The organism is Flavobacterium nitrogenifigens (assembly GCF_003254565.1).
Classification (GTDB): Bacteria; Bacteroidota; Bacteroidia; order Flavobacteriales; family Flavobacteriaceae; genus Flavobacterium; species Flavobacterium nitrogenifigens.
The window spans coordinates 1-949 of sequence record NZ_QJRI01000122.1 but is presented as its reverse complement, the minus strand read 5'-3'; the positions used below and the strand labels follow the sequence as shown (position 1 = coordinate 949).

General features: G+C 29.4%; 1 protein-coding gene. It reads right to left on the bottom strand.

What is annotated here, in order from left to right; translation table 11 throughout:
* Positions 1-308: 308 nt before the first annotated feature.
* Positions 309-695 carry a hypothetical protein gene (locus tag DM397_RS00550; RefSeq protein WP_111375716.1) on the bottom strand — a complete coding sequence of 129 codons (387 nt, stop codon included), beginning with the start codon at positions 693-695 and terminating at the stop codon, positions 309-311.
* Positions 696-949 lie beyond the last annotated feature (254 nt).

Sequence of the window (949 nt, the reverse complement as noted above, 5' to 3'; positions counted from 1 at the left end):
CTATCGTTAATTTGAAAACAGAAACGTCTCAAAGTCTCTGACTTTATATAACTCGTTCTTATAAAATAATCATTTTAGAACGATTCGTAAAAGTCGGGAGACTTTTGAGTGGTTTTCGAATTTATAAGAAACAAAAAAACGCAAAGTCAGAGACATTTGCGTAGCGTTTCAGTTAAAGACTTCGTGGAGCGGGGGAATTGTCTGAAATATTTTTTTTTGATTTATTATCGCAACCATAAAAGATCACTAAGAAAACTAAAAAAATGATTCTCATAACTATATATTTGGTTTGAATTGCTCTACTAGCTCTAAGCATTAGGAAATCTTTTTAAATCATGTAAAGTTTTCCAATTAATATATGTAATATTTTGTGCTTTGTGTTTTAGGGTTTCAATGCCCACACTCAAAATCCATTTTTCTATTTTTTCGTTAACTTCAAAAAAATCTAAATTTATACAATCTTCTGTATCTGATTTATTTCGAATTCCGATTGCTGGATAATTTTGTCCTAAAAAATTAGAAAAGGAAATTAAAAAGGTTTCTATTTTATCACTTTCAGTTTCTAAAATAGTATGAATTTCAGTTCGAATATACTCTAAACACAAAACAATTAAATCATAATCCCAATTTAGTTTTTCATAGATATCGGGTTCAATTGGAGTAAAATCTTTATTATATTTATAATCTAATCTCATATTTGATAATGATTTTATTTATGTGTTTTTAATCTGCGGTACCATGCTGCGCAATCCCGAAAGCTTTCGGGACTGACTTTGCGCCATTTTTGCTATCGTTAATTTGAAAACAGAAACGTCTCTAAGTCTCTGACTTTACATCACTCGTTCTTATAAAAATAATCATTTTAGAACTATTCGTAAAAAGTCGGGAGACTTTTGAGTGGTTTTCGGGTTTTTAAGAAACAATAAAAACGCAAAGTCAGAGACATTTG